Source organism: Cupriavidus sp. 05T313, from assembly GCF_056396665.1.
In genome coordinates this window covers 1-1,339 of sequence record NZ_JBFTLX010000509.1, presented here as the reverse complement: position 1 = coordinate 1,339, position 1,339 = coordinate 1, and the positions used below count along the sequence as shown (strand labels likewise).

2 protein-coding genes and 1 pseudogene are annotated in these 1,339 nt (G+C 62.4%); all 3 read right to left on the bottom strand.

Going from position 1 to position 1,339, the window contains the following annotated elements; all coding sequences use genetic code 11:
• Positions 1–622, bottom strand: a pseudogene (locus AC1DKD_RS41320) (hypothetical protein); the annotation flags it as partial.
• The gene (locus tag AC1DKD_RS41315; RefSeq protein WP_441637741.1) at positions 619–1,110 is read right to left on the bottom strand and encodes a DUF3304 domain-containing protein; all 492 of its coding nucleotides are present in this window, start codon (positions 1,108–1,110) and stop codon (positions 619–621) included. The gene AC1DKD_RS41315 and the pseudogene AC1DKD_RS41320, both read right to left, overlap by 4 nt.
• Positions 1,107–1,339 (bottom strand): hypothetical protein (locus tag AC1DKD_RS41310; protein WP_477144756.1); only part of this gene is annotated, 233 nt, incomplete at its 5' end. The genes AC1DKD_RS41310 and AC1DKD_RS41315, both read right to left, overlap by 4 nt.

Genomic DNA, 1,339 nt, shown 5'->3' with positions numbered 1-1,339 from the left:
CGAGCCTGGCGCGCAGCTTCTTCGACAGTTCCTGCGTCAGCGGCGCGAACCAGTCCTTGCGCTTGCGCGGCGGGTCCTCCGGGTCGGGCCGCTGCTGGTGGTCGACGCGGCGCTCGTAGTCCTTGATCTTCGCGGCGATCTCGTCATCGTCCATCATGGCCCGGTCACTAAAGGCCGCTCGGTGCACGGCGTTGTAGATCTGCAGCAGGCCCCACAGGATGCGGGCCTGCCCGCCGGCGGCGAAGGCCCGCCCGTAGGTGCTTTCGCCCATTTCACCAATTTGCGGGAAGGGCGTGCCCACGCCTGGCAGGTAGACGCGGTAAAAGTACTCGCTCTCCCCCGGCTTATTTCTCTCTTCCGGAGGATAGGCATTGTGCAGGCGAACGATATTGCTATGAAAGCGCTTGGCAGCTTCCGGTTTTTTGTAGTCGCGCTCCATATTGTTGTTGGTGCCATCGAAGAACAGCCCCACGTTGACCACGGTATTGCATACCGGCTTGCCCTCAGAGTGGCCGGCGAGCTTGATCCCCAATATGCCCATAACCTCGCCCGGCGTCAGGCTGCAGCATTTGGCCGGATCTGGCGTGAGCGTGCGGTCGGGGGCAGCGATATAGCGCTTCATTGTTGGGGCTCCTTCGACTTGTTCGGATTGACCGGATAGGGAATGGGATGATTAGGGTTGCGTGGGCCGTCAAGTGCCGACACGACCACGCGGACCACGTCGTTCGGATAGATGTGGGCATAGATGGTGCCTGCCTTGGTGTAGGGCTCGACCTCGACCACCTTGGTCTTGATGACGTCCTTCCTGCCCTCTGGCGCGTTCCAGCTGACCTCGACCTGCATGCCGGGACGGTAGACCCGCGGCACGCCGACGCAACACGTTCCCGACGTACTGCCGTAGGCGCGCATATTGCCGCCCCATTGCCCATCGATGGAGAACCAATGGATGTACTTGGCGGTGTGGTTGACCCCGCCAAGCGAGGCATAGACGAACTTGTCGGAGCGATCAGTCGAGATGCCGCTGCCGCCAGCGCAGCCGGCCAGGAACAGGGACAGGAGAATGGCCTTGCCGAGGGCAATGCGCCGCGGTGCCGCGATATAGCGCTTCATTGTTGGAACTCCTTCACTTCGTCAGGGTTAACCGGATAGGGAATGCGATGGTTGGGATTGTGCGGACCATTGCGCGCCGACTGCATCAGGTTGGCCCCGGCACGCTCCTGGGGCGACAGCATGAGCGGGTTGCGATCCCCATAAGGGGAACGATGGGGCGCGGCCCGGTATCGCACCAGCACCAGGTCGCCCTTGAGGCGGTCATTCGATTCCTGCAGGTCGGCCTGGT

What these genes read in the sequence shown, in the direction of transcription:
- AC1DKD_RS41315 (WP_441637741.1), bottom strand. Translation starts at nt 1,110, where the DNA reads ATGAAGCGCTATATCGCGGCACCGCGGCGCATTGCCCTCGGCAAGGCC.